Raw genomic sequence first — 23,390 nt, 5'->3', positions numbered from 1 at the left:
CAAAGCGCCCTGGAGCGGCGCTTGGCAATGCAGGAGGACTACTACCATCAGGTAGACCAGGCACAGCAGGATTGGACACTGGGTGCAAGGTCAGCAGTTGCCAACTATTACGAAACAGCCAATAACATGGCCGAGCAGAGCCGCAATCTAGTAACCGATGCCTTTTCGGGAATGGAAGACGCGGTGGCCACCTTCGCAACCACCGGCAAGGCATCGTTCTCCGGTTTTGCTGAATCGGTTATTAGCGACCTGGCCCATATCGCTGCCCGGCAAGCATTGGTGGGCATATTCAATACCGTGGCTGGGGCCGTAGGAAGCATAGGGAGCGGTGCGGCAGCCTCAGCCGGTAGCACGGCGGCAGGTTACACCGGCAGTGCCTTCTCCAGTTGGTTGGGCAACGGTATGTCCAGTGGCGGTTACACCGGCGACGGCGGCAAGTACGACCCGGCCGGAGTAGTCCACGGCGGTGAGTTCGTCTTGCGTAAGGAAGTGGTCAGTCAGCCAGGGATGCGCAACTACCTGGAGGGGCTGAATGCAAAGGGATATGCCGATGGCGGCTACGTCGATACAGCGCCTTTACCGATAGCTTCCAGGTCCCCCAGCAGGGGCGGCGGAGACATCAACGTGACGGTTCAAATTACTAGCGATGGGGCGGCAAGCGCCACGTCGAACACGGACAATGCAGCGATCAATGAATGGGCTAGTCAGCAAGGGAAGGTGATTGAAGCTAGCTGGAAGAAGTTTGAGGCAAGGTCTCTGGCCCCAGGTGGAAACATCCGCACTGTAATCAACGGGAGACGCTGATGGAAGTCAATCGCGCCGAGCTGGCCGGGGTGATCGCTGAGGCCTTTAGCAACTATTGCCTTGCCCAAGCGAAGACGGGCACCGCTGCTGAACTGCGGGAGCTCATGCGGCAATCTGGATATTTCTCGACCCTGTGCCTAGCAGCTATGCACCCGTACTTCGAGCAGCATCCCGCTCAGGTAGTGGCCTTGGCGCTGCGTGATTCAGCGCCTGAAGTTAGCCGCATCACCGACAAACTGTTACGGCCAGGTCAGCACTGGGCAGCCGGCCAAAATCTCAGCAAATGAAGGAGGCACCGAATGGCTCTAAAACCCTTAACCCAACTTCAGAGCGAACGCGCGGCCGCTGCCGATACACTGCGTGCCGCATACCTTGACCTGGCCGCCTATGACAACGCCGTGGCCTCGGGCCTGCTGTACTCCAGCGGTACCGGCCAGCCCCTGCGCACGTTTGGCGCCCAGCTCGCACTGCCTGAGCATCCCGACTACAGCCCGGCACCCTGGCCAAACCAGAGCGACCGTGTTCGGGCCAGGGTGCCGGTTGTCATGAACACCTGAGGGGGTGTGGACATTATGGCCGGGGTCTCCGGCCTTTTTTTGCTTATTGCTTGGGCTTGTCTCGTTTTTCAATCGCTGCTTTGGCCTTCTCCGGCAGGTTATCAAAGCGCTCTCGGATGCGCTGAGGTCTTGCAATTCTTTCCTCTACTATCAAATTGATCATCTCGAAGAGGACGAGCACGCTGTCTTGATCGTCTTCAAGGTTCATTTCGAGCGGGTGAACCGCGTTGTTGCCAGTAACCCTAATCACATCCAAAGCTTCTTGAATGTGCGGGTCAAGACCGCTGGCCACTAGCTTTTTTATATCCGTATCTATGTGCTCGCCTTCGCCGCCCAAATGAGCAAGGAGCTTTTGAAGGCATAATCGCAAAATAGCAGCGGCACCTCTCGGTGAATCTCCACAGATGCAGCGGGCTTCTTCGAAATCGCTCGCACAATTCTCAGGAATTTTATCGTGTGCGCGGGGAGAGGATATAGAAGTTGGGAAGACAAGCCGTCCAGTTTCCTCCTCCTCATCATCAGGAATCCAAATGCTTCGCTTCTCACAATTGAAGCATTCGCATAGAAATAGCCCTGAACGCTGGTTATACCCATTTTCATTAAAGAAGAGTCGCCACCACCGCATTGTGGTAAGCGTGCTGCAATGAATACAGGTAAAGCTTTTTCCTTTGAATGTGGGGACCACAGTTTTTGCTGCCATGACCTTTCCTTGATAAGCGAGTTTGCTTCCATGGTACATGGATCCTAAGGGTATGCCTGAGCTGATACAGCCAGATTGAGCCAAATGTGACCTTTTCGCTTGATAAGTGACACTCAAAGTGCAACAGTATTAGTGAGACACCTTTACTGATACGGAGCACCCCCTCATGTTCATTCGTGCCTACCTTCGAGCCTCGACCGATGAGCAGGACGCCGGCCGGGCCCGCGATTCGCTTGAACAATTCGCCGGCGAGCACCGCCAGGGCATCGCCAGCGTGTACCAGGAGAACGCCAGTGGCGCCGCTGCCAACCGTCCTGAGCTGCTGCGCTTGCTAAAAGATGCTCGCAAGGGCGATGTGCTGCTGGTGGAGTCCATCGACCGACTGTCACGCCTGCCGCTGGACGACTGGCAAAAGCTCAAGGCGGCCATTGATTCGAAGGGCCTGCGCATCGTTGCCCTGGATCTGCCTACGAGCCACCAAGGGATGCAGAGCACGAAAGGGGATGAGTTCACCGGCCGAATGCTGGCGGCTATCAACTCGATGCTGGTGGAGATGATGGCGGCCATTGCGCGCAAGGATTACGAGCAGCGGCGCGAGCGGCAGGCCCAAGGTATCGAGAAGGCCAGGGCCGAGGGCAAGTACAAGGGCCGACCCGTAGACCCAGATCTTCACAAGCGGGTGAAGGAACTACTCAAGGCGGGGATGGGCATCCGGGCTACGGCCAGGCACGCCAACTGCTCGACTACTACGGTGCTTAGGATACGGGGCGGACTAACCCATCCGCATCTGGCTTGATTACGCGAGCTAACATTTGCTCCATTTCAACCGCCTGATTCAAAGCTGCCTCGCTAAATGCCTTGCCAGTCAATAGTCGATCAAATGCGGAAAACAGTCTTCGCTCAAATTCAATCTGCAACCAGGTGAACTGGCCTGAAGTCAGTGTAGAAAATTCCGTGCGTTTCTGATTGCCGAACGCAGATCCGACTAGCTTTAGAACACCTTGATCTCGAAACCAGCGGCGATCACTATCATCTCTGGTTCCACAGACCAAAAGGATCATTCGACTCAAAAGGCCATGATAAGTAGAAAATAGCGCCCAGATATATTCACCAACATGAGGTCGGGCAATGTCAGCATCGCCAAAAATCTCTGGCAATAGCTGCATCGGTTTGACCGCTCGGATCAGGGCGAGCATATCTCTAAGCTGGGGAGATGCAGAGAGGTTCGATAGCTCTTCATCGGTAAGCACATCTAGCAATGTGACGACCCCGGGTACTAATCCCCGGGCTCTGCGCGTTGCTCCCCAAATATGGTCTACCGCTTCAATCTTTTTGGCTATCGTCGCTTTCTGTACGTCTGAGAATGATGCCGAAGCAATTTTTAACCGCTCAGCTTGTAGATCAAGCTCCGCTTTGAGCAGAGCAAGATTTTCATCAGCTTGAGCTTTAAGATCAGACTTTAGCTGCTCAAGCTTACTGTCGTACTCATGTCTAATGGAGCTAGTTAGGCGTTCGGTAATCCACGTTTTGAACAGGAAGGCGAGCAACCCGGTTAGAACCGTGCCCGCAGATGCGGATACAAGGGTGTTAAGGAGAAAATCGGTCCAATCCATTGGCAGGCCCTGGCTGGCTTCAAGAATACAAAAAAGCCCCGCCAGAGAACTGTACGGGGCTTAATTTTTCGTTTGCACCCACTCTGCACCCATAGCAAGGGAGCGCGTGTAGCAAAGTGAGGCTAACTCTTTGAATTCTATGGCGCACTCGACGGGATTCGAACCCATGACCCCTGCCTTCGGAGGGCAGTACTCTATCCAGCTGAGCTACGAGTGCAACGCGGGCGCCATGATACCCATGTACGGGGTGCCCGTCCATCCTCTCAGGCTATGCATCGTTTCAGAAACTGTACGGTCCTATAAACAGAAGCAAAACCAACACCCTTATTCACCAGGATGTTCTTTTTTTCGAACACCCCTTGTCCTTTTTTACCCCAGATCCTAGGATGCGTTTGAGATTTCAAACGCCCGATGCCTGGGCCATTCTCCGCCAACTTCAGGTTTCGCCACGGCGAAGCCCGCCATGGGAGCCGACATGCAGCTTAAAGATGCTCAATTGTTCCGCCAGCAAGCCTATGTAGAAGGCGCCTGGGCCGATGCCGACAGTGGCCAGACGCTCAACGTCTCCAACCCGGCCACGGGTGAAACCCTGGGTACTGTACCGAAGATGGGCCAGGCTGAAACCCGCCGGGCCATCGAAGCCGCCGACCGCGCCCTGCCGGCCTGGCGTGCCCTGACTGCCAAGGAGCGCGCCGCCAAGCTGCGCCGCTGGTATGAGCTGATGCTGGAGCACCAGGACGACCTGGGCCGCCTCATGACCCTGGAGCAGGGCAAGCCGCTGGCTGAAGCCAAGGGCGAAATCGCCTACGCCGCTTCTTTCCTGGAGTGGTTCGCTGAGGAAGCCAAGCGCGTTTACGGCGACGTAATCCCTGGCCATCAGCCAGACAAGCGCCTGATCGTAATCAAGCAGCCTATCGGTGTTACTGCGGCTATCACGCCCTGGAACTTCCCGGCAGCGATGATCACCCGCAAAGCCGGCCCGGCCTTGGCCGCTGGCTGCACCATGGTGCTAAAGCCCGCTTCGCAAACCCCGTACTCGGCCCTGGCCCTGGCCGAACTGGCCGAGCGTGCCGGCATCCCTAAAGGCGTATTCAACGTTGTGACCGGCAGCGCCGGTGAAGTGGGCGGCGAGCTGACCAGCAACCCCATCGTGCGCAAGCTGTCGTTCACAGGCTCTACCGATATCGGCCGCCAGCTGATGGCTGAATGTGCCCAGGACATCAAGAAAGTGTCTTTGGAGCTGGGTGGCAACGCGCCCTTTATCGTGTTCGACGACGCGGACCTGGATAAGGCCGTCGAAGGCGCCATGATTTCCAAGTACCGCAACAACGGCCAAACCTGTGTGTGTGCCAACCGTCTCTACGTGCAGGACGGCGTGTACGACGCTTTCGCCGAGAAACTGAAAGCTGCCGTGGCCAAACTGAAAATCGGTAATGGCCTTGAAGAGGGCACTACCACAGGCCCAATGATCGATGAAAAGGCCGTGGCCAAGGTCAAGGAGCACATTGCTGACGCCGTTGGCAAAGGCGCCACCGTGCTGTTTGGCGGCGAGCAGATCGAGGGCAACTTCTTCCAGCCTACCGTGCTGTTGAACGTGCCTGCGAACGCTGCTGTGGCCAAGGAAGAAACCTTTGGCCCGCTGGCACCACTGTTCCGCTTCAAAGATGAAGCCGAAGTGATTGCAGCTGCTAACGACACCGAATTCGGCCTGGCGTCCTACTTCTACGCCCGGGACCTGAGCCGTGTGTTCCGCGTAGCCGAAGCGCTGGAGTACGGCATGGTGGGGATCAACACCGGCCTGATCTCCAACGAAGTGGCGCCCTTCGGTGGCGTGAAGGCCTCCGGCCTGGGCCGTGAAGGGTCCAAGTACGGCATCGAAGACTACTTGGAAATCAAATACCTCTGCCTGAGCGTTTAACGCCGGCAGTTACTTTCAGGCACTGAGTACCGCTGGGCAGTCGATCATCGCATGCTGCCCAGCTTCGTCGAAGTGCCTCATCCCGATCAGCGCCGACGATGAGCGGCGATTGAGGAGCTTCCATGAGCAAGACCAACGAATCCCTGATGCAGCGGCGTATGGCTGCTGTACCGCGTGGTGTCGGCCAGATCCACCCCATCTTTGCTGACCACGCGAAGAACTCCACCGTGACCGACGTGGAAGGCCGCGAATTTATCGATTTCGCGGGTGGCATCGCCGTATTGAATACCGGCCACGTACATCCGAAGATCATCGCCGCAGTCGAAGCTCAGCTGCACAAGCTGACCCACACGTGCTTCCAGGTGTTGGCTTACGAGCCCTACGTGGAGCTGTGCGAGAAAATAAACGAAAAGGTGCCCGGCGACTTCGCCAAGAAGACCCTGCTGGTTACCACAGGCTCAGAAGCCGTCGAGAACGCCGTGAAGATTGCCCGTGCTGCAACGGGCCGTGCCGGCGTGATTGCCTTCACCGGCGCCTACCATGGCCGTACCATGATGACCCTGGGCCTGACCGGCAAGGTCGTGCCTTACTCGGCGGGCATGGGCCTGATGCCAGGTAGCGTATTCCGCGCCCTGTTCCCCTGTGAACTGCATGGCGTGAGCGTCGACGACTCCATTGCCAGCATCGAGCGCATCTTCAAGAACGACGCTGAGCCACGTGACATCGCGGCCATCATCATTGAGCCGGTTCAGGGCGAAGGCGGCTTCTATGTGCCGCCCAAGGCCTTTATGCAGCGCCTGCGTGCCCTGTGTGACCAGCACGGCATTCTGTTGATCGCCGATGAAGTTCAAACGGGCGCCGGCCGTACAGGAACTTTCTTCGCCATGGAGCAGATGGGTGTAGTGCCAGACCTCACTACCTTTGCCAAATCCATCGCAGGCGGTTTCCCGTTGGCGGGCGTGTGTGGCAAGGCCGAGCTCATGGACGCTATCGCACCCGGCGGCTTGGGTGGCACCTATGCAGGTAGCCCGCTGGGTTGCGCGGCTGCGTTGGCGGTGATGGAGGTGTTTGAGGAGGAGCAACTGCTGCAACGCTGCAAGGATGTGGCCGAGCACCTGACCTCGCGCCTGCGCAGCCTTCAGGCTAAGTACCCGGTGATCGGCGACGTACGTGGCCTGGGCGCCATGATTGCGATCGAGCTGTTCGAAGGCGGCGACAGCCATAAACCCAATGCCGCTGCTGTGGCACAGGTGGTTGCCAAAGCTCGCGAAAAGGGCCTGATCCTGCTGTCCTGCGGTACTTACGGCAATGTACTGCGCATTCTGGTGCCGCTTACCGCGCCTACTGAGCAACTCGACCAAGGCCTGGCTATTCTGGAAGCCTGCTTCGCCGAGCTGTGATGTACCGGTTTCCCTGAGCACAAGGAACCCGCCGGAAGGCGGGTTTTTTATTTGGAGAACTGGGCATAGCCGCCTATACCTTTTTAAGGACTGGATGCTGCACTACCGCCATCAGAGAGGCTCCATGATCGGGCTATCAACTGCTGTGCCACGGATACTGGTCGCTGAGTCAGACCCCTGGAGCCGGGACCTGCTCATGCAGCTGCTGTTAAGCGTGCGCTGCGATGCCAAGGTCGAGCTGTGTGAAAACGGTAAGCAAGCTTTGCAGGCACTGGAAAACCTGCCGGACCTTGTCATCGCCAGTCGGGAGCTATCAGGTACGGATGGCTTGGAGTTGCTGCGGCAGGTTCGCCGTGGCGGGGCCGTACCGGGGTTGCCATTCATTCTGCTGAGCAGCCGTAGTGACAGCTCCAGTGTGCGTGATGTCGTGCCGCTCCAGCCTACCGCTTACCTGAGCAAGCCCCTTAATTTTGAAGCCCTGCGTGAACGCCTCAGCGCCTTGCTCCTCGACAACGGCGAAGCCATCGTCTGTGAGCTTCCACCCGTGATGCCGGGTATCGACCTGAACAGCTTTCTGGACATGCGGCGGGAGGCCTCCGATGGCGCCCCCATAATGAGCGAAGTGCATGATGCCGTGGTGCGCAGCCTAAAGGCCCGAACCCTGAACCTTCGGTTGCTGGAGCAAGATATCCGACGTGACCCGCAGATCACGGCCGTTCTGTTGGCAGCGGCCAACAGCGCTGCACGTCAGCGTGAAGCCCCGGCTACGACACTGTTGCAGGCCCTGAGCCAGTTAGGTGCTACCCAAAGCATGAACCTTATTCTGGGGTTGGCGCTAAAGCGCAGCGCAAGGCTGGATAACCCCCTGCTGGCCGAGCAGGCCCAAGCGTACTGGACGCTGTCCCGGCAAACCGCAGAGCTGGCCCGTACACTAGCGCGCCAGCAAGGCGTCGATCACGAGCTGTGCTATTGCGCGGGTTTATTGCACAGGCTGGGTGAGCTGGCCCTATTGCGCACGTTGCACGAGTGGACCCTGGCCGGGGGTGCACTGGAAGCAGCCCAAGTCAGCGCTTCACTTGATCGGTTCGGTCCCAACTATGGTTCGGCCCTGCGTGCGCGTTGGCGCCTGCCTCACGACCTGCGAGACTTGATCGCCTCGGTGTATGCGCTAATGGGCGTCTACGGCAAGCCGTCGCTGGTGATGAACCTGGCTGGCCAATTGGTGAACCTGCCTGCACAAGCGGACATCCAGCTTGTGGCCAACAGCAAGGCAGGGCGCCTATTGGGCGTAGAGGTAGCAGAGCTAACGGCGTTGCGCAAAAACGTAGGGATTGTGGCCGCTGGCACCTGAGCGCACAGGTACCTGTTTCAGGACATGATGATTTGGTTCTTGCCCTGGCGTTTGGCCTGGTACATGGCCGCATCGGCACGGGAATAGAGATTGTCCAAGGCCTCATCATCGGCCTTGAGGTTGGTCAGGCCCTGGCTGACGGTTACGCCATAGCTTTTGCCATTGCGGCTAAAGCTTAAGCGTTGCACTTCTCGTTGCAGGCGTTCGGCGATCTGCCGCGCCATATCCGGCGCACAGCCTGGAAACACCGCTGCAAACTCCTCACCGCCAATGCGGCCGAACAGGTCGCCTCGGCGCAAGGCACCCTTGCCACTTTCAGCAATGCGCTGAAGCACCAGGTCACCGTCCTGGTGGCCATAGGTGTCGTTGATCATCTTGAAATCATCGATGTCCAGCAGCAGGAAGGCCATGGGCGTGTCATTGAGCCTGGATTGCTCGAACTCACGGTGGGCGCATTCGAAGAAGTGCCGGCGGTTGCTGCTCTGGGTAAGCACGTCAGTGGTGGCAAGACGTTGGAGTTCGTCTTCCAGGTGCTTCTTTTCGGTGATGTCTTCGGCGATGCCTACCACAATCACCCGCTGGCCAGATTCAGGGCGATGGCTAATGAAGCACTTGTCGCTCAGCCAGCGAATTTGCCCGTCAGCACGAATGATCCGGTATTCACGGTCTTCCACAGCCCCCTTTTCCAGCACTTCAGCACGGCTGCGCTCGGCGTAGTCCAGATCATCCGGGTAGATGCTGTCCCGCCATTCGTTGAAGTCGGCCAACAGCAGCCCGGCGGAGCGACCGAAGATGCGCTCGTAAGCAGGGCTTACGTACACCATTTGCTGGGTTTCCCAATCGAATGCCCATAACACGGCATTCACACTGACCAGCAGCGCACTGAACAGCTCTTCCCGCTCTTTTAGCCGCGCCACTTCACCCTGGGCATGCATAAGGGCAAGCAGGGTTTCCGCAGCTTCCGGAATTTGCTCAAGCGATGTGGAGGGAGCAGGTGTGTTGGCCATCATCACGGCTTCTTGGGAACACGTCGAGGTCGAGGGTGAGCCCACCGACAGGTGGCCATGATAAGGCCCGCCGAACCAGCGAGGGTCTTCCTCAGAGCGGAAAACAGACCCAAAGTTCCCTGAATCTGGGCTTGGGCAGGCTTCCGGCTCCGATTGGATCACGCCATGGCAGGGCGCAATGAATACGTTTTGAGGTTGCCAGCGAACTCATGCAACGACTGAATGCCGCTTGCCTCGGCTTCTTGAACCCATTCCTTGATAGCGGCGAGCATGTCATGGCCATTGGCACTGGTGCGTGCCCAGATAAGCTGCAAGGCAAGGCGTTTTTCATAGATCACCTTCAGTGCGTGGCTGGTCTCCAGCATGCTGTTGATGCGCGCGTGGTGCTGGTCGTCCAGCAAGCTGGGCTCACGTGACAGCAGCCGTTTGGCCCTGTGCAGGCGGTGGCGAACGGAATGGTCCACCCGTGCCAGCTCCTGTTTCACCAAGGGGCCGATCACCTGTTTGCGGTACTGGGCCATGATCTGGAAACGGTTGTTCAAGATAGCCATGGCCGTGTCCATGTCCATGGAGCCCTTGCCAGGAATTCGATGAGCAATGGGCGCTACCCGGTTCACCTTCGCAAGGCGCAGTGCGCTGAACACGCGAATCCACAGCCAGCCCATATCGAATTCCCACTTTCTTACCGACAGCTTGGCGGAGTTAGGGTAGGTGTGATGGTTATTGTGCAGTTCTTCCCCGCCAATGATGATGCCCCACGGCACCAGATTGGTGGCTGCATCCCGGCATTCGAAATTGCGGTAGCCCACCGCGTGGCCTAGCCCGTTCACGACACCCGCGGCCCATACGGGAATCCACATCATTTGCACGGCCCACACTGTGATGCCGATCACGCCAAACAAGGCCAGGTCGATCAGCGCCATTAGCACGATCCCACCCATTGTGAAGCGGCTGTACAGGTTGCGCTCAATCCAGTCATCAGGGCAATTCTTGCCATAGATGCGCAGGGTTTCCGCATTCTTGGCTTCTTCACGGTACAGCTCTGCGCCCGTGCGCAAGATTGTGCTCAACCCTTTGATAACGGGGCTGTGAGGATCGTCCGGGGTATCGCATTTAGCATGGTGCTTGCGGTGGATAGCCGTCCATTCGCGGGTGTTCTGGCCTGTGGTCAGCCAAAGCCAGAAACGGAAGAAGTGCTTCAGGCCGCCATTGAGTTCCAACGAGCGGTGGGCCGAATAGCGGTGCAGGTAAACCGTCACGCCAACGATAGTGACATGCGTAAGCAGCAGCGTTGCAGCGACCACTTGCCAAGGGGTCAGGTCCAGCAAACCGTTGTACCACATAGGTGGAAAAGCCTCGGTCAGGTGTTGAATAACGCTGCTGAATCTATCGGTAATACCAGGCAATCACCAGCCACCCGGGGTGAAGGGTCGGGGATAAGCCGATTCTTTGGTAAGTAGATATTTCCTAGCGTTAAACCTCATTCGCATAAGGTCTTTTTATTACTTTTAAGTCTATAAAAATTCTTAAATATTATTTTTAAGAATAAAGTCACGCTTTTATAGTGCGCCTATGCCGGGTACCGCACCAGGCCATTCTTTTTTCAGGAGCTAACCATGAGCGCACCACTGCGTAGCGTCGACGGGCAGGACGAAACCGCGATTCTTCGAGAAATTCAGAGCGCGTTGCGTGATCTGCGTTTTGGCGCGGTGGAGATCACGGTTCATAACGCTCAGGTCGTACAGATCGAGCGAAAGGAAAAATTCCGCCTGCAACAGGCAGGTCCTAAATCAAGCTAAAGGCTTAACGCTGGCCACCGGACAACCGGAAGTCGCCGCCCTTTGGCAGCCACTTTTCGTACAAAGCCTAATAAAGCGCTGCCATCAGGAGCATCACCATGTCCACCCGCCGTTACGCGCTTGCCGCCTTGGCTGCTGCGCTGTTCACAGGCTCTGCTGTTGCCAAGGATTACGAACTGCTGAACGTGTCTTACGACCCCACACGGGAGCTGTACCAGGAATACAACGCGGAATTTGTGAGCTACTGGAAACAGCAGCATCCGGATGACGCTGTAAAAATCCAGCAGTCCCATGGCGGGTCGGGCAAGCAGGGCAGGTCGGTGATCGATGGCTTGCCTGCCGATGTGGTAACCCTGGCACTGGCCGGCGATATCGATGAAATCGCCAACCTGAGCAAGAAATTGCCTGCCGATTGGCAAAAGCGGCTGCCAGAGGCGAGCACGCCCTACACCTCCACCATTGTATTCCTTGTGCGCAAGGGCAACCCCAAGGGCATCAAAGACTGGGGCGACCTGGTAAAAGATGGCGTATCGGTCATTACCCCTAACCCTAAAACCTCGGGTGGTGCGCGCTGGAACTTCCTGGCCGCCTACGCCTATGGCCTGAAGGCCAACAACGGTGATGAAGCCAAGGCCAAGGCCTATGTGCAGCAGCTGTTCAAGCACGTACCTGTACTGGACACCGGTGCCCGCGGCTCGACCATTACCTTTGTCAACAATGGCCAAGGCGATGTGCTGCTAGCCTGGGAAAACGAAGCGCACTTGGCGTTGAAAGAGGACGGTGGGGCTGACAAGTTCGACATCGTAACGCCTTCACTGTCGATACTGGCCGAGCCTCCCGTAGCCGTTGTAGACAAGAACGCAGAGAAAAAGGGCAATACAGCCATTGCCACGGCCTACCTGGAGCACCTCTATAGCCCAGCTGGGCAGGAAATTGCTGCGAAAAACTTCTATCGCCCACGTAACGCCGAAGTGGCGAAAAAATACGAGGCCACGTTCCCGGCACTGAACCTGGTGACGATCGACAAAGACTTCGGCGGCTGGAAAACTGCCCAGCCAAAGTTCTTCAACGATGGCGGGATCTTCGACCAGATCTACCAGGCCCAGTAGTTTTCAGGTACTGGCAAGAACGCGCCCGGGTATAGCCCGGGCTCGGTTCGTTTAACACAAGGACCTTTATGTCGCGTCGGATCTCTCCCGTCATACCCGGCTTCGGGCTGACGCTGGGCTACACCTTGGTGTACCTCAGTTTGATTGTGCTGATCCCCCTCGGGGCCATGTTCGTCAATGCTGCGCAACTAAGCCTTGACCAGTTCTGGGCCATTGTCAGCGCCCCTCGCGTGCTCGCCGCGCTCAAGCTCAGCTTCGCAACAGCCCTGTACGCTGCGCTACTCAACGGCGTGATGGGCACACTGCTGGCTTGGGTGCTGGTACGCTACAGCTTTCCAGGCCGGCGCATCATCGATGCCATGATCGATCTGCCTTTTGCGCTGCCTACGGCGGTAGCCGGTATCGCGTTAACAGCCCTCTACGCCCCCAATGGCCTGGTAGGCCAATTCGCTACGGGCCTGGGCTTCAAGATTGCCTACACCCCCTTGGGTATCACCCTGGCGCTTACCTTCGTAACGCTGCCCTTTGTGGTGCGTACGGTACAGCCCGTGCTGGCCGATATTCCCAGGGAGGTTGAAGAGGCAGCGGCCTGCCTGGGTGCAAAACCTTGGCAGGTGTTTCGCCACATCCTGGCCCCTGCCTTGTTCCCGGCCTGGCTCACCGGCTTTGCACTGGCCTTCGCACGCGGAGTAGGAGAGTACGGCTCAGTGATTTTCATCGCGGGCAACATGCCGATGAAAACCGAGATTCTGCCGCTGCTGATCATGGTCAAGCTGGACCAGTACGACTACACCGGCGCTACCGCCATTGGTGTGCTGATGCTGGTGGTGTCGTTCATCCTGCTGCTGCTGATCAACCTGCTTCAGCGCCGTATCGAAACTCCTTGAGGAAAGGCCCATGTCCAGTTCGACCGTTTCGGCCGCACAGGCGGCCAATGCTGCCCGGCGTGGCAGCCCTGTAGCCAGAAGGGTGCTTATCACCCTGGCCTGGTTGTTTTTTGCACTGTTTTTGCTGTTGCCACTGTTTATCGTAGTGTCCCAGGCCCTTAAAGCAGGCGCGGGTACCTTTTTCAGCGCCATGCTGGAACCTGATGCGCTCAGCGCCTTGAAACTGACCGTACTGGCCGTCGCGATCTCGGTACCGCTGAACCTGGTATTCGGCGTGAGCGCCGCCTGGTGTGCCAGCAAATATGAATTTCGTGGCAAAAGCCTCCTGATCACGCTGATCGACTTGCCGTTCTCGGTATCGCCTGTTATTGCCGGCTTGGTTTACATACTGATGTTTGGGGCCCGTGGCGTGCTGGGGCCCTGGCTGTCAGACCACGACATCCAGATTGTCTTTGCCTTGCCAGGCATCGTACTGGCCACCATTTTCGTAACCGTGCCTTTCGTCGCACGTGAGCTGATTCCGCTGATGCAGGAACAGGGTACCCAGGAGGAAGAAGCTGCACGCCTGCTGGGCGCCAATGGCTGGCAAATGTTCTGGCATGTCACGCTGCCTAACATCCGCTGGGGCCTGATCTATGGCGTGGTGCTGTGCACGGCACGGGCCATGGGTGAATTCGGCGCCGTGTCCGTAGTGTCCGGCCATATTCGAGGGGTGACCAACACCTTGCCGCTGCACGTGGAAATTCTCTACAACGAATACAACCATGTTGCTGCCTTCGCCGTAGCCAGCCTTCTGCTGGCCCTCGCCCTGTTCATTCTGCTGCTCAAGCAGTGGAGCGAAAGCCGTATTAACCGCCTGCGCCACAGCGCCGCGGAGGAATAAGCCATGTCCATCGAAGTACGTAACGTCAGCAAGCGTTTCAACCAGTTCCAGGCCCTGGACCGTATCGACCTGGACATCCGCAGCGGCGAACTGGTCGCCCTGCTAGGGCCGTCAGGGTGTGGCAAGACCACGCTCCTACGCATCATTGCTGGCTTGGAAACCCCGGACCAAGGCAGCATCGTGTTCCACGGTGAAGACGTGTCCGGCCATGATGTGCGGGATCGCAATGTGGGCTTCGTGTTTCAGCATTACGCCTTGTTCCGGCATATGAGCGTGTTCGACAACGTAGCGTTCGGCCTTCGGATGAAGGCCAAGCATGAGCGGCCAAGCGAGGCGAAGATTGCTGAAAAGGTGCATGAGTTACTGAGCATGGTGCAGCTGGATTGGCTAGCCGACCGCTACCCCGAGCAGCTTTCCGGTGGCCAGCGGCAGCGTATTGCCCTGGCCCGCGCCCTGGCGGTGGAACCCAAGGTGCTGCTGCTGGATGAGCCCTTCGGCGCACTGGATGCCAAGGTACGTAAAGAGCTGCGTCGCTGGTTGGCCCGCTTGCACGAGGAGATCAACCTGACGTCTGTGTTTGTGACACATGACCAGGAAGAAGCCATGGAAGTCGCGGATCGCATCGTGGTGATGAACAAGGGCGTGATCGAGCAGATCGGCTCGCCTGGCGAAGTGTACGAACAACCGGCCAGCGATTTCGTGTACCACTTCCTGGGCGACTCCAACCGCTTGCACCTGGGCCAGGACCAGCCAATGCAGTTTCGCCCCCATGAAGTGGCGTTGTCGCGTTCAGCCTTGGACGCGCACCATGCCGCCCAGGTGCGCGATATTCGCCCGCTTGGCGCAACCACGCGGATCACGCTGAAAATGGAAGGCCAGGATGAGCTGATCGAAGCCGAAGTGGTAAAGGACCACGACAGCCTTTCAGGCCTGAACAAAGGCGATACGCTGTTCTTCAAGCCTAAAAGCAGGTAACAGCGCCTTACTCGGCCAGTTCGATCTGCCCCTTGAGTTCGGCGCCTAACCCCAGCAGGAAGCCAAATTCCACCACCACAAACAGCGGGCCAATCAACAGCCCGCTGAGGTCATCGATAAACGCAGGCTTTCGACCTTCGTAATGGTGCCCCAGAAACTGGATAGCCCAACCAATCACAAACATCCCGATACCGATGATCAGCCAGGGTGTGGTGGACAATAGGGCCACGGCATGGCCGAACCACAGGCTAAGGCCGAGAATGGCCGCCATTAGAAAGCCCAAAGGCTTATCCAACCGGATATAGAACGCACTAGTGGCTAGCATCACCAGTACAGCCGGAGAAAGGCCATGCCAATGAGGCCGGGAAAGCAGCACCGCGACCGCCAATACGATAAATGGAATGCCGATAAAGTGGGTCGCAACGTTGCGGGGGTCTCGGTGATAAGCGGCGTAGTCCCCCAGGTACTGTGTCAGGGTTTTCATTGTTAGCATTCCTGGTTATTAATAAATAGCTTCTTATTCCTTAACGTATATATGGTGGATCCCTATACTCGTCTCATGAAAGCAGACAGGGGCAGGAGATGCCATCATGCGTACTGAATCCATTCGATACCTGATCGTTCCCGGCTGGCAAGGGTCGTCGTCGGAGCATTGGCAATACCACTGGCATGTGACCTTGCCTCACAGCGACTGGCTCGAACAAGCCGACTGGATGACGCCCCATCGCGACGACTGGTTAGCGGCACTTCACCACGCCATTGAACGAAGCAGCCAACCTACGGTGATCATTGCTCATAGCCTGGGCTGCATCACGGTGGCGCACTGGGCGGCGAAAGCTCCCGCCCACTTGCTGCAACGTGTACGGGGCGCACTACTGGTAGCGCCAGCAGATGTGGAGCGGCCTAACCGACCTGCTGCATTGGCCAACTTCGCTCCTGTGCCGCGCAACCTGCTGCCCTTCCCAAGCCAGGTGGTCGCTTCGGACAATGACCCTGCCGTAACAGTCGCCCGTGCGCTAGACATGGCCAGAGACTGGGGCGCCGAAGCAGGCGTACTGACAGGTGCAGGACATATCAACGTGAAGTCTGGCCATCGCCGCTGGGAGCAAGGTTTTGCCTATCTGTATCGCCTGCAAAACCGCGCCCAACGCAGCGCGCTCCGCCGTGCATGATGTCGCCCTTTGCCAAGCAGGCAGGGCAGGAGTGAACCCATGAGTTTGAGCGCCGCTACAGGCCTTCCCTTGCTAACGTTCCCGGATGCAGACCGCAGCCCCTTGAGCATTCGTGCCAAGGCGCTGGTGTTCGTAGACCCACGCTCCAAAGCCTTACGCGAGCGCCTGGAGGCCTTGGCACCTAGCACACTGCCTGTGTTGATTCATGGCGAGACCGGCACAGGCAAAGAGTTGCTCGCCCGGCATCTGCACAAGGCCAGCGATCGTACCGGCCTGTTTGTATCGGTTAATTGCGGTGCCCTTAGCCCCGCTTACGCGCAAGCCGAACTGTTCGGGCATGCCCCAGGTGCCTCGCCGGGGTCTGCCGCCAGCCGAGCGGGCTGGTTTGGTTCAGCCAACGGCGGCACCCTTTACCTGGATGAAATTGCTGACTTGCCACTGACCATCCAGGCGGCCTTGCTCGACGCCCTGGAAAACCATGAGGTGATACGCCTGGGAGCTGCGCAACCCACACCTGTGGACGTGCGCTTGGTTGCAGCGTCCAGTATCGACCTGAGCCGTGCCGTAGCGGCTGGCAAGTTCAATGAGCAGTTATGGCGCTACCTGAATGAAGGCCGGCTTGTGCTTCCTGCCTTGCGTGAACGGCCAGGTGATATTCTGGCACTTGCCGATTATTTTCTTGGCGTGTACAGCCACCGCCTCAGCCTGCCTGTTCCAGCGTTCAGCGAAGGCGCAGCGCAGTTGTTATTGGCCCATGCCTGGCCAGGCAACACACGAGAACTGGAGAACGTGGTGCACTTTGCACTGCTGATCAGTGAAGGTGATGACATTCTGCCCCATCACCTTAACCAGGCAGGGGTAGGGAACCACTTGGCGGCCCTGGAACATCATCTGGCACAGTGCATAAAGGTGTCAGCGAAGGGCGAAAAAGCAGCGGCATTGGCATTGCTGCAGCACTATACGGCTGTGCTTGAGAATAATTCATAAGCAGCTATGAAAAAGATATTTCAATGGCATAAGGGAATTGCGTATTGTCGTGGTCATGCCAGCCTAACGGCACTTCGACCAATAAGGACCCTCCATGAAAAAGGCTTTACTGTTTTCCGCATTCGCTGCCGCTTTGTCCGTTGCAGGTCTTACCCATGCAGGTGAGAAGCTAGTCGTAGCGGCTACGCCTATTCCTCACGCGGAAATTCTGGAGCTGGTAAAACCTACGCTGGCCAAGGAAGGTGTGGACCTGGAAATCAAGGTGTTCACCGACTATGTGCAGCCTAACGTGCAGGTTGACCAGAAACGCCTGGACGCGAACTATTTCCAGACCCTGCCTTACCTGACCAGCTTCAATGAAGGCAAAGGCACTCACCTGGAAACCGTGGTCGGCGTTCACGTGGAGCCCTTCGGCGGTTACTCCAAGAAAGTGAAAAGCCTGGCTGACCTCAAGGATGGCGCTACCGTGGCCATTCCTAACGAAGGCAGCAACAGTGGCCGTGCCTTGCTGCTGCTGCAAAAGGCTGGCCTGATCACCCTCAAAGACCCTAGCAATGCCCTGGCTACCCCCAAGGACATCGCCACCAACACCAAGAACCTGAAGTTCAAGGAGCTGGAATCGGCCATGCTGCCGCGCGTGCTTAATGAAGTTGACCTGGACATGATCAACACCAACTATGCGCTGGAAGCCGGGCTGAACCCTGCCAAGGACGCGCTGGTGATCGAAGGCAGCGACTCGCCTTACGTGAACTACCTGGTTGCCCGCCCGGACAACAAGAACAGCGATGCCATCCAGAAGCTGGCCAAGGCCTTGACCTCGCCTGAAGTCAAAGCCTTCATCGAGAAAAAGTACAACGGCGCGGTACTTCCCGCCTTCTAAGCTTCTTCTCTATCTGCCTACTTTACAGGCACCTACAGGGCCCGTGCGTATAGCACAGGCCTTGTAGGCATGATGCTTCGCGCAAAGCCACAATCACGCCTCCACAATCGGTTACAGTTGCACCACAAAAATCTCGTGCAAGGAGTGTGCATGACGCGCGCGTGGGGCAGGATAACCGCTTGGGTGGTGATGGCAGTGCTGTGTGGCTGTGGCGAAAAGCCCGCCCCTGAGCCCGAACGGCCTCGGGTGAAGGTACAGACCGTAAAGGCTGTGGATTTCACACCCAAGGTTGAGGTGTCGGGTGATGTGCAGGCACGTGTGCAAACCCAATTGTCGTTTCGTGTAGGCGGCAAGATCATCCAGCGCACGGCGGAGGTGGGGGACAGGGTAAGCCCTCGCCAGGTGCTCGCCCGCCTGGACCCTAAAGACCTCCAGATCAACGTGGAGTCGGCAACGGCTGCTGTAGGCGCCCAGCAAGCCCAGGTCACACAGGCCAGCCTGGCGTTCGAGCGCCAGGCCAAACTGTTACCCAAGGGCTATACCAGCCGCAGCGAATACGACTCCGCGCAAGCCGCACTTAAAAGCAGCCAGAGTGCCTTGGCGGCAGCCCGTGCTGAACTTGCCAATGCCCGTGAGCAACTGGGTTATACCGAACTGGTGGCAGACGCAGCCGGTGTGATCACTGCACGGCAGGCTGAGGTAGGCCAGGTAGTGCAGGCCACACAGCCCATGTTCGGGTTAGCGCGAGATGGCCAGCGCGATGCCGTATTCAATGTCTACGAAGCCTTGCCCGTGAAACCTGCCAGCGACGCGCCTATCACGGTGCGGCTGCTCGAAGACCCGACCGTAACTGTTCAAGGCAAGGTGCGTGAAGTCACGCCTACCGTCTCAGCCCAGACCGGCACCTTGCAGGTAAAAGTCGCGCTCGAAGCGCTCCCCGCGCGCATGCACCTGGGGTCGGTGGTCAGCGGAACGCTGATGGCCCCTTCTCGGCAGGCTATAGAGCTGCCGTGGTCGGCCCTCACCAAGGACATACACGACCCCGCCGTGTGGCTGCTCAAGGACAACAAAGTCAGCTTGCACAAGGTTGCCGTAGGCCGTTACCTCACCGGCAAGGTCGTGATCACCGAGGGCCTGGCTGCAGGCGATAAGGTGGTGGTGGCAGGTGGGCAGTTGCTGCACCCGGACATGCAAGTGGAAGTTGCTGAGGAGGCTGCGCAATGAAATTCTGGTATGCGCTGCCTTTCGTAATGCTGGCGGGCTGTGGAGAAGACGCTCCCCCGCCGGAGCCCGTGCGGCCTGTGTTGTCAGCCACAGTCACCGCTGTAGATCAGCAGCTATTGGGCCGGTTTGCAGGCAACATCGCGCCACGCTATGAAAGTACGCTGGGCTTTCGGGTGGGTGGCCGTATTGCTCGCCGCTTGGTAGATGTAGGCAGCGAGGTCAAAAAAGGTGATTTGCTCGCCGTGCTGGACCCTACCGACCAGCAGAACCAACTGCGCTCGCGCCAAGGCGATCTGGCCCGAGTGGAGGCACAATGGATCAACGCCCAGGCCAACAGCCGTCGCCAGCAGGAGTTGTATGACCGGGGTGTAGGTTCAACCGCACTGCTGGACCGTGCAACAGCGGATTTGAAAACGTCTCGGGCTTCCCTTGAGCAAGCCCGTGCAGCTGCCAGCCAGGCCAAAGACCAAGTGGGCTACAGCGAGTTGCGAGCCGACCACGACGCCGTTGTCACAGCCTTGAGTGCTGAAGCCGGGCAAGTGGTCACGGCCGGCCAGGAAGTGGTCACGCTTGCCCGCCCGGACATCAAGGAGGCGGTGATCGACCTACCTGCCGCGCTGGTCGAGCAACTATCCCCAGCGGTGGACTTCTCTGTACAGGCCCAGCTGGACCCCAGCGTGGCCACTCAGGCCACCTTGCGGGAAATCGAGCCCCAGGCCAACAGCACCACACGTACACGTCAGGTACGCCTTAGCCTGGCAGACGCGCCCCCTGGCCTGCGTCTGGGCACGGCCATCAGCGTGAGCGCCTCGCGCAAGGTCGAACCCCAAGGGGAGATACCCCTGCAAGCGTTGCAGGAAAAAGACGGTAAAACTCAAGTGTGGGTGATCGATGAGCAAGCCCACACCGTGTCACCGCGCTCGGTTCGGGTCATGCAACGTAAAGACAGTACCGCAATCATCGATGCCAGCGTTCGCCCAGGTGAGCGTGTGGCCATTGCCGGGTTGAACAGCCTCACGCCGGGGCAGCAGATAAAAACAGATCAAGGAAAGGCCCCATGAGCGGCAGCAAGTTCAACCTCTCGGACTGGGCGCTGCGGCATCAGTCGTTCGTGTGGTACCTGATGTTCGTGGCACTGCTGATGGGCGTGTTTTCCTATATGAAGCTGGGCCGCGAAGAAGACCCTGCCTTCACCATCAAGACCATGGTGATCCAGACCCGGTGGCCGGGCGCCACCCAGGAAGAAACCCTCAAGCAGGTCACTGACCGTATCGAGAAAAAACTCGAAGAGCTGGATTCCCTGGATTACACCAAAAGCTACACCCGCCCTGGGGAGTCCACGGTATTCGTGTACCTGCGTGATACCACCAAGGCCGGGGCGATTCCCCATATCTGGTATGAAGTCCGCAAAAAGATCGATGACATTCGCGGCGACTTCCCCCAAGGGTTGCAAGGGCCTGCCTTCAATGACGAGTTTGGGGACGTGTTCGGGTCTATCTATGCCTTTACCGCCGATGGCCTGACCATGCGCCAGCTGCGTGACTACGTGGAGCAGGTACGCGCCGGTATTCGACAAGTGCCCAACCTGGGCAAGGTCGAAATGATCGGCGAGCAGGATGAGGTTATCTACCTCAACTTTTCCACTCGCAAGCTGGCGGCCCTGGGGCTGGACCAGCGCCAGGTGGTGCAGGCTTTGCAGGCCCAGAACGCCGTCACACCGGCGGGTGTGATCGAAGCCGGCCCGGAGCGCATCTCTGTGCGTACCACGGGGCAATTCCGCTCCGAAGCCGACTTGCGTGAACTGAACCTGCGGGTCAATGATCGCTTCTACCGGCTGGCCGACGTTGCCGACATCACACGCGGTTATGCCGAGCCGCCTACGCCGCAGCTGCGCTTCAATGGCCAGCCTGCGGTAGGCCTGGCCGTGGCCATGCGCGACGGCGGCAATATCCAGGCTTTCGGAAAGGCATTGCACAGCCGCATGACTGAGCTGACGGCCGAGTTGCCCGTTGGGGTAGGCGTGCACACGGTGTCTGACCAGGCAGCCGTGGTGGAAAAAGCCGTAGGCGGGTTCACCAGTGCGCTGTTCGAGGCAGTGGTGATCGTGATGGTGGTGAGCTTCGTCAGCCTCGGTATCAGGGCTGGGTTGGTAGTGGCCTGCTCTATCCCCTTGGTGCTGGCCATGGTTTTCGTATTCATGGAGTACAGCGGCATCACCATGCAGCGGATTTCCCTCGGCGCACTTATCATCGCCCTGGGCCTGTTAGTGGACGATGCCATGATTACCGTGGAGATGATGGTGACTCGGCTGGAGTTGGGGGACAGCCGGAAGAAGGCCGCTACCTTTGCCTATACGTCTACGGCTTTTCCGATGCTCACCGGTACGCTGGTCACGGTCGCGGGCTTCACGCCCATCGGTTTGAATGCCAGCTCGGCCGGCGAGTACACCTTCACCTTGTTCGCCGTGATCGCCATTGCCATGCTGGTGTCGTGGGTGGTGGCGGTGTTCTTCGCGCCGGTAATCGGTGTGCACATTCTCAGTGAAAAGGTTGCCAAACAGCAGTCCGAGGAGCCGGGCCGCATCGGTCGGGCCTTCAATAGCGCGCTGGTGGGCTGTATGCGCCACCGCTGGCTGACCATCATTGGCACCTTGCTACTGTTTGCGTTGGCGTTGTTCTGCATGCGCTTTGTGCAGAATCAGTTCTTCCCGTCGTCGGACCGCCCAGAGTTGCTGGTGGACCTGAACCTGCCGCAAAACGCGTCTATCCACGAAACCGCCAAAGCCGTGGACAAGCTGGAAGCCATGATCAAGGACGACCCGGATATTGCCCGGTGGAGTACCTACATCGGTGAGGGCGCTATCCGGTTCTATCTGCCTCTGGACCAGCAATTGCAGAACCCTTACTACGCCCAGTTGGTCATCGTGAGCAAAGGGCTTGAGCAGCGTGAAGCCTTGGCCGAGCGGCTACGTGAAAAGCTGCGTAAAGACTTCGTGGGTATCGGTACCTATGTGCAGCCGCTGGAAATGGGCCCGCCTGTGGGGCGGCCGTTGCAGTACCGGGTCAGTGGCAAAGACATTGATGAAGTGCGCAGGCATGCCATCGACCTGGCCACCTTGTTGGACCAGAACCCCCATGTGGGCGACATGATTTTCGACTGGAACGAGCCGGGCAAAGTACTGCGTATCGACATTGCCCAGGACCGCGCGCGCCAGTTGGGGCTGTCGTCCGAAGACGTGGCCAAGCTGATGAATACTATTGTCAGTGGGGCGGCCATTACCCAGGTGAACGATGATATTTACTTGGTAAATGTGATTGGCCGCGCGGAAGACGCCGAGCGTAACTCGCCCGAAACCTTGCAGAACCTGCAGATCGTTACCCCCAGTGGCGTGTCCATTCCGCTGTTGTCGTTCGCCACTGTGCGGTATGAACTTGAGCAACCGCTGGTATGGCGCCGGGACCGGCTGCCCACGGTCACCCTCAAGGCTGCGGTGCGCGACAATATGCAGCCTACGGACCTGGTCACCGAGCTTAAGCCGGACATCGACCGCTTTTCTGCTGACCTGCCTGCCGGCTACAAGGTGGCTACGGGTGGCACGGTAGAGGAGAGCGGCAAGGCCCAAGGGCCGATTGCCCAAGTGGTACCGTTGATGATCTTCCTGATGGCCACGTTCCTGATGATCCAGCTGCACAGCGTACAGAAGATGTTCCTGGTCGCCAGCGTGGCTCCTTTGGGGCTGATCGGTGTGGTCATCGCACTGGTGCCTACTGGTACGCCGCTGGGTTTTGTGGCGATCCTTGGGGTGCTGGCACTGATCGGGATCATCATCCGCAACTCGGTAATCCTGGTAACCCAGATCGATAGTTTCGAGCGTGATGGCTACAAGCCGTGGGATGCGGTGGTGGAGGCGACACAGCACCGCCGTCGCCCTATCCTGCTGACCGCGGCCGCCGCCAGCCTGGGCATGATCCCCATTGCCCGCGAGGTGTTCTGGGGGCCTATGGCCTATGCCATGATCGGCGGCATCATCAGCGCTACGCTGCTGACGCTGCTGTTCCTGCCCGCACTGTACGTGGCCTGGTACCGGATAAAAGAGTAGAGGCGGTCCGGTGCTACCCGGGCTG

General features: G+C 58.3%; 23 protein-coding genes and 1 tRNA gene. 18 read left to right on the top strand and 6 right to left on the bottom strand.

Going from position 1 to position 23,390, the window contains the following annotated elements; genetic code table 11:
- Nucleotides 1-27 precede the first annotated feature (27 nt).
- The 3 genes from HBH25_RS17960 to HBH25_RS17950 are packed head-to-tail and all read left to right on the top strand — an operon-like array spanning nt 28 to nt 1,361.
- A complete protein-coding gene (locus HBH25_RS17960; protein WP_168085312.1) occupies nt 28-804 on the top strand; it encodes a phage tail tape measure protein in 777 nt (258 codons plus the stop codon).
- Complete coding sequence (locus HBH25_RS17955) at nt 804-1,091, top strand: hypothetical protein (protein ID WP_168085311.1); 288 nt, start codon at nt 804-806, stop codon at nt 1,089-1,091. Before HBH25_RS17960 ends, HBH25_RS17955 begins: the two co-directional genes overlap by 1 nt.
- Nucleotides 1,092-1,103: 12 nt before the next feature.
- The gene (locus HBH25_RS17950; protein WP_168085310.1) at nt 1,104-1,361 is read left to right on the top strand and encodes a hypothetical protein; all 258 of its coding nucleotides are present in this window, start codon (nt 1,104-1,106) and stop codon (nt 1,359-1,361) included.
- A gap of 43 nt (nt 1,362-1,404) precedes the next feature.
- Here the strand turns inward: HBH25_RS17950 and HBH25_RS17945 are convergent, their stop codons facing one another.
- On the bottom strand, nt 1,405-2,061 hold the full coding sequence (locus HBH25_RS17945; RefSeq protein ID WP_168085309.1) for a DUF4145 domain-containing protein: 657 nt from the start codon (nt 2,059-2,061) through the stop codon (nt 1,405-1,407).
- A gap of 166 nt (nt 2,062-2,227) precedes the next feature.
- Here HBH25_RS17945 and HBH25_RS17940 point away from each other — a divergent pair, with 166 nt between their 5' ends.
- Entirely contained in the window at nt 2,228-2,857 is a 630-nt protein-coding gene (locus HBH25_RS17940; protein ID WP_168085308.1) for a recombinase family protein, read from the top strand.
- On the opposite strand, the gene HBH25_RS17935 is transcribed toward HBH25_RS17940, so the two are convergent.
- Together HBH25_RS17935 and HBH25_RS17930 are read right to left on the bottom strand one after the other, a co-directional pair.
- Nucleotides 2,817-3,674 (bottom strand): hypothetical protein, encoded by an 858-nt coding sequence (locus HBH25_RS17935; RefSeq protein WP_168085307.1) that lies wholly within the window; start codon nt 3,672-3,674, stop codon nt 2,817-2,819. The two genes, HBH25_RS17940 and HBH25_RS17935, sit on opposite strands and share 41 nt — an antisense overlap.
- A 140-nt stretch (nt 3,675-3,814) precedes the next feature.
- Nucleotides 3,815-3,891 (bottom strand) — tRNA-Arg (locus HBH25_RS17930).
- A gap of 258 nt (nt 3,892-4,149) precedes the next feature.
- Between HBH25_RS17930 and gabD the strand changes: the two genes are divergently transcribed.
- From gabD to HBH25_RS17915, 3 genes are all read left to right on the top strand, one after another.
- The gene (gabD, locus tag HBH25_RS17925) at nt 4,150-5,592 is read left to right on the top strand and encodes an NADP-dependent succinate-semialdehyde dehydrogenase (protein WP_168085306.1); all 1,443 of its coding nucleotides are present in this window, start codon (nt 4,150-4,152) and stop codon (nt 5,590-5,592) included.
- A gap of 122 nt (nt 5,593-5,714) precedes the next feature.
- Entirely contained in the window at nt 5,715-6,992 is a 1,278-nt protein-coding gene (gene gabT, locus HBH25_RS17920) for a 4-aminobutyrate--2-oxoglutarate transaminase (protein WP_168085305.1), read from the top strand.
- A gap of 124 nt (nt 6,993-7,116) precedes the next feature.
- A complete protein-coding gene (locus tag HBH25_RS17915) occupies nt 7,117-8,343 on the top strand; it encodes an HDOD domain-containing protein (RefSeq protein WP_168085304.1) in 1,227 nt (408 codons plus the stop codon).
- 17 nt (nt 8,344-8,360) lie between these two features.
- On the opposite strand, the gene HBH25_RS17910 is transcribed toward HBH25_RS17915, so the two are convergent.
- Nucleotides 8,361-9,350 (bottom strand): GGDEF domain-containing protein, encoded by a 990-nt coding sequence (locus tag HBH25_RS17910; RefSeq protein WP_324616909.1) that lies wholly within the window; start codon nt 9,348-9,350, stop codon nt 8,361-8,363.
- Between the two features lie 158 nt (nt 9,351-9,508).
- A complete protein-coding gene (gene desA, locus HBH25_RS17905; RefSeq protein WP_168085302.1) occupies nt 9,509-10,693 on the bottom strand; it encodes a delta-9 fatty acid desaturase DesA in 1,185 nt (394 codons plus the stop codon).
- Between the two features lie 273 nt (nt 10,694-10,966).
- Here desA and oscA point away from each other — a divergent pair, with 273 nt between their 5' ends.
- The 5 genes from oscA (at nt 10,967) to HBH25_RS17880 (ending at nt 15,003) form a co-directional block, all read left to right on the top strand.
- A complete protein-coding gene (gene oscA, locus HBH25_RS17900; RefSeq protein WP_168085301.1) occupies nt 10,967-11,149 on the top strand; it encodes a sulfur starvation response protein OscA in 183 nt (60 codons plus the stop codon).
- A gap of 98 nt (nt 11,150-11,247) precedes the next feature.
- Complete coding sequence (locus HBH25_RS17895; RefSeq protein ID WP_168085300.1) at nt 11,248-12,258, top strand: sulfate ABC transporter substrate-binding protein; 1,011 nt, start codon at nt 11,248-11,250, stop codon at nt 12,256-12,258.
- A 68-nt stretch (nt 12,259-12,326) separates the two neighbouring features.
- Complete coding sequence (gene cysT / locus HBH25_RS17890) at nt 12,327-13,145, top strand: sulfate ABC transporter permease subunit CysT (protein WP_168085299.1); 819 nt, start codon at nt 12,327-12,329, stop codon at nt 13,143-13,145.
- Nucleotides 13,146-13,155: 10 nt separating this feature from the next.
- Nucleotides 13,156-14,028, top strand: coding sequence for a sulfate ABC transporter permease subunit CysW (gene cysW, locus HBH25_RS17885; RefSeq protein ID WP_168085298.1), 873 nt, complete (start codon nt 13,156-13,158; stop codon nt 14,026-14,028).
- Between the two features lie 3 nt (nt 14,029-14,031).
- Complete coding sequence (locus HBH25_RS17880) at nt 14,032-15,003, top strand: sulfate/molybdate ABC transporter ATP-binding protein (RefSeq protein WP_168085297.1); 972 nt, start codon at nt 14,032-14,034, stop codon at nt 15,001-15,003.
- A gap of 7 nt (nt 15,004-15,010) precedes the next feature.
- On the opposite strand, the gene HBH25_RS17875 is transcribed toward HBH25_RS17880, so the two are convergent.
- Nucleotides 15,011-15,487, bottom strand: coding sequence for an Mpo1 family 2-hydroxy fatty acid dioxygenase (locus HBH25_RS17875; RefSeq protein ID WP_168085296.1), 477 nt, complete (start codon nt 15,485-15,487; stop codon nt 15,011-15,013).
- Nucleotides 15,488-15,593: 106 nt separating this feature from the next.
- On the opposite strand from HBH25_RS17875, the gene HBH25_RS17870 reads away from it, so the two are divergent.
- From HBH25_RS17870 to HBH25_RS17845, 6 genes are all read left to right on the top strand, one after another.
- Nucleotides 15,594-16,175: an alpha/beta hydrolase gene (locus HBH25_RS17870; protein ID WP_168085295.1), complete on the top strand. Its 582-nt coding sequence runs from the start codon at nt 15,594-15,596 to the stop codon at nt 16,173-16,175.
- 39 nt (nt 16,176-16,214) lie between these two features.
- On the top strand, nt 16,215-17,162 hold the full coding sequence (locus HBH25_RS17865; RefSeq protein WP_168085294.1) for a sigma 54-interacting transcriptional regulator: 948 nt from the start codon (nt 16,215-16,217) through the stop codon (nt 17,160-17,162).
- Nucleotides 17,163-17,256: 94 nt separating this feature from the next.
- Entirely contained in the window at nt 17,257-18,042 is a 786-nt protein-coding gene (locus HBH25_RS17860) for a MetQ/NlpA family ABC transporter substrate-binding protein (RefSeq protein ID WP_168085293.1), read from the top strand.
- Nucleotides 18,043-18,192: 150 nt separating this feature from the next.
- On the top strand, nt 18,193-19,266 hold the full coding sequence (locus HBH25_RS17855; RefSeq protein ID WP_168085292.1) for an efflux RND transporter periplasmic adaptor subunit: 1,074 nt from the start codon (nt 18,193-18,195) through the stop codon (nt 19,264-19,266).
- Nucleotides 19,263-20,327 (top strand): efflux RND transporter periplasmic adaptor subunit, encoded by a 1,065-nt coding sequence (locus HBH25_RS17850; protein ID WP_168085291.1) that lies wholly within the window; start codon nt 19,263-19,265, stop codon nt 20,325-20,327. Before HBH25_RS17855 ends, HBH25_RS17850 begins: the two co-directional genes overlap by 4 nt.
- Complete coding sequence (locus HBH25_RS17845) at nt 20,324-23,365, top strand: efflux RND transporter permease subunit (RefSeq protein ID WP_168085290.1); 3,042 nt, start codon at nt 20,324-20,326, stop codon at nt 23,363-23,365. Before HBH25_RS17850 ends, HBH25_RS17845 begins: the two co-directional genes overlap by 4 nt.
- Nucleotides 23,366-23,390: the final 25 nt, after the last annotated feature.

It is taken from the genome of Pseudomonas quercus (assembly GCF_012033695.1).
Lineage (GTDB): Bacteria > Pseudomonadota > Gammaproteobacteria > Pseudomonadales > Pseudomonadaceae > Aquipseudomonas > Aquipseudomonas quercus.
The sequence above is the reverse complement of the archived record's forward strand: the minus strand, read 5'-3'. Positions and strand labels throughout refer to the sequence as shown.

Bases quoted from the DNA above. Each gene is read 5' to 3' on its own strand.
- HBH25_RS17960 (WP_168085312.1), top strand. From the start codon at position 28: ATGCAGGAGGACTACTACCATCAGGTAGACCAGGCACAGCAGGATTGG.
- HBH25_RS17955 (WP_168085311.1), top strand. From the start codon at position 804: ATGGAAGTCAATCGCGCCGAGCTGGCCGGGGTGATCGCTGAGGCCTTT.
- HBH25_RS17950 (WP_168085310.1), top strand. From the start codon at position 1,104: ATGGCTCTAAAACCCTTAACCCAACTTCAGAGCGAACGCGCGGCCGCT.
- HBH25_RS17945 (WP_168085309.1), bottom strand. From the start codon at position 2,061: ATGGCAGCAAAAACTGTGGTCCCCACATTCAAAGGAAAAAGCTTTACC.
- HBH25_RS17940 (WP_168085308.1), top strand. From the start codon at position 2,228: ATGTTCATTCGTGCCTACCTTCGAGCCTCGACCGATGAGCAGGACGCC.
- HBH25_RS17935 (WP_168085307.1), bottom strand. From the start codon at position 3,674: ATGGATTGGACCGATTTTCTCCTTAACACCCTTGTATCCGCATCTGCG.
- gabD (WP_168085306.1), top strand. From the start codon at position 4,150: ATGCAGCTTAAAGATGCTCAATTGTTCCGCCAGCAAGCCTATGTAGAA.
- gabT (WP_168085305.1), top strand. From the start codon at position 5,715: ATGAGCAAGACCAACGAATCCCTGATGCAGCGGCGTATGGCTGCTGTA.
- HBH25_RS17915 (WP_168085304.1), top strand. From the start codon at position 7,117: ATGATCGGGCTATCAACTGCTGTGCCACGGATACTGGTCGCTGAGTCA.
- HBH25_RS17910 (WP_324616909.1), bottom strand. From the start codon at position 9,350: ATGGCCAACACACCTGCTCCCTCCACATCGCTTGAGCAAATTCCGGAA.
- desA (WP_168085302.1), bottom strand. From the start codon at position 10,693: ATGTGGTACAACGGTTTGCTGGACCTGACCCCTTGGCAAGTGGTCGCT.
- oscA (WP_168085301.1), top strand. From the start codon at position 10,967: ATGAGCGCACCACTGCGTAGCGTCGACGGGCAGGACGAAACCGCGATT.
- HBH25_RS17895 (WP_168085300.1), top strand. From the start codon at position 11,248: ATGTCCACCCGCCGTTACGCGCTTGCCGCCTTGGCTGCTGCGCTGTTC.
- cysT (WP_168085299.1), top strand. From the start codon at position 12,327: ATGTCGCGTCGGATCTCTCCCGTCATACCCGGCTTCGGGCTGACGCTG.
- cysW (WP_168085298.1), top strand. From the start codon at position 13,156: ATGTCCAGTTCGACCGTTTCGGCCGCACAGGCGGCCAATGCTGCCCGG.
- HBH25_RS17880 (WP_168085297.1), top strand. From the start codon at position 14,032: ATGTCCATCGAAGTACGTAACGTCAGCAAGCGTTTCAACCAGTTCCAG.
- HBH25_RS17875 (WP_168085296.1), bottom strand. From the start codon at position 15,487: ATGAAAACCCTGACACAGTACCTGGGGGACTACGCCGCTTATCACCGA.
- HBH25_RS17870 (WP_168085295.1), top strand. From the start codon at position 15,594: ATGCGTACTGAATCCATTCGATACCTGATCGTTCCCGGCTGGCAAGGG.
- HBH25_RS17865 (WP_168085294.1), top strand. From the start codon at position 16,215: ATGAGTTTGAGCGCCGCTACAGGCCTTCCCTTGCTAACGTTCCCGGAT.
- HBH25_RS17860 (WP_168085293.1), top strand. From the start codon at position 17,257: ATGAAAAAGGCTTTACTGTTTTCCGCATTCGCTGCCGCTTTGTCCGTT.
- HBH25_RS17855 (WP_168085292.1), top strand. From the start codon at position 18,193: ATGACGCGCGCGTGGGGCAGGATAACCGCTTGGGTGGTGATGGCAGTG.
- HBH25_RS17850 (WP_168085291.1), top strand. From the start codon at position 19,263: ATGAAATTCTGGTATGCGCTGCCTTTCGTAATGCTGGCGGGCTGTGGA.
- HBH25_RS17845 (WP_168085290.1), top strand. From the start codon at position 20,324: ATGAGCGGCAGCAAGTTCAACCTCTCGGACTGGGCGCTGCGGCATCAG.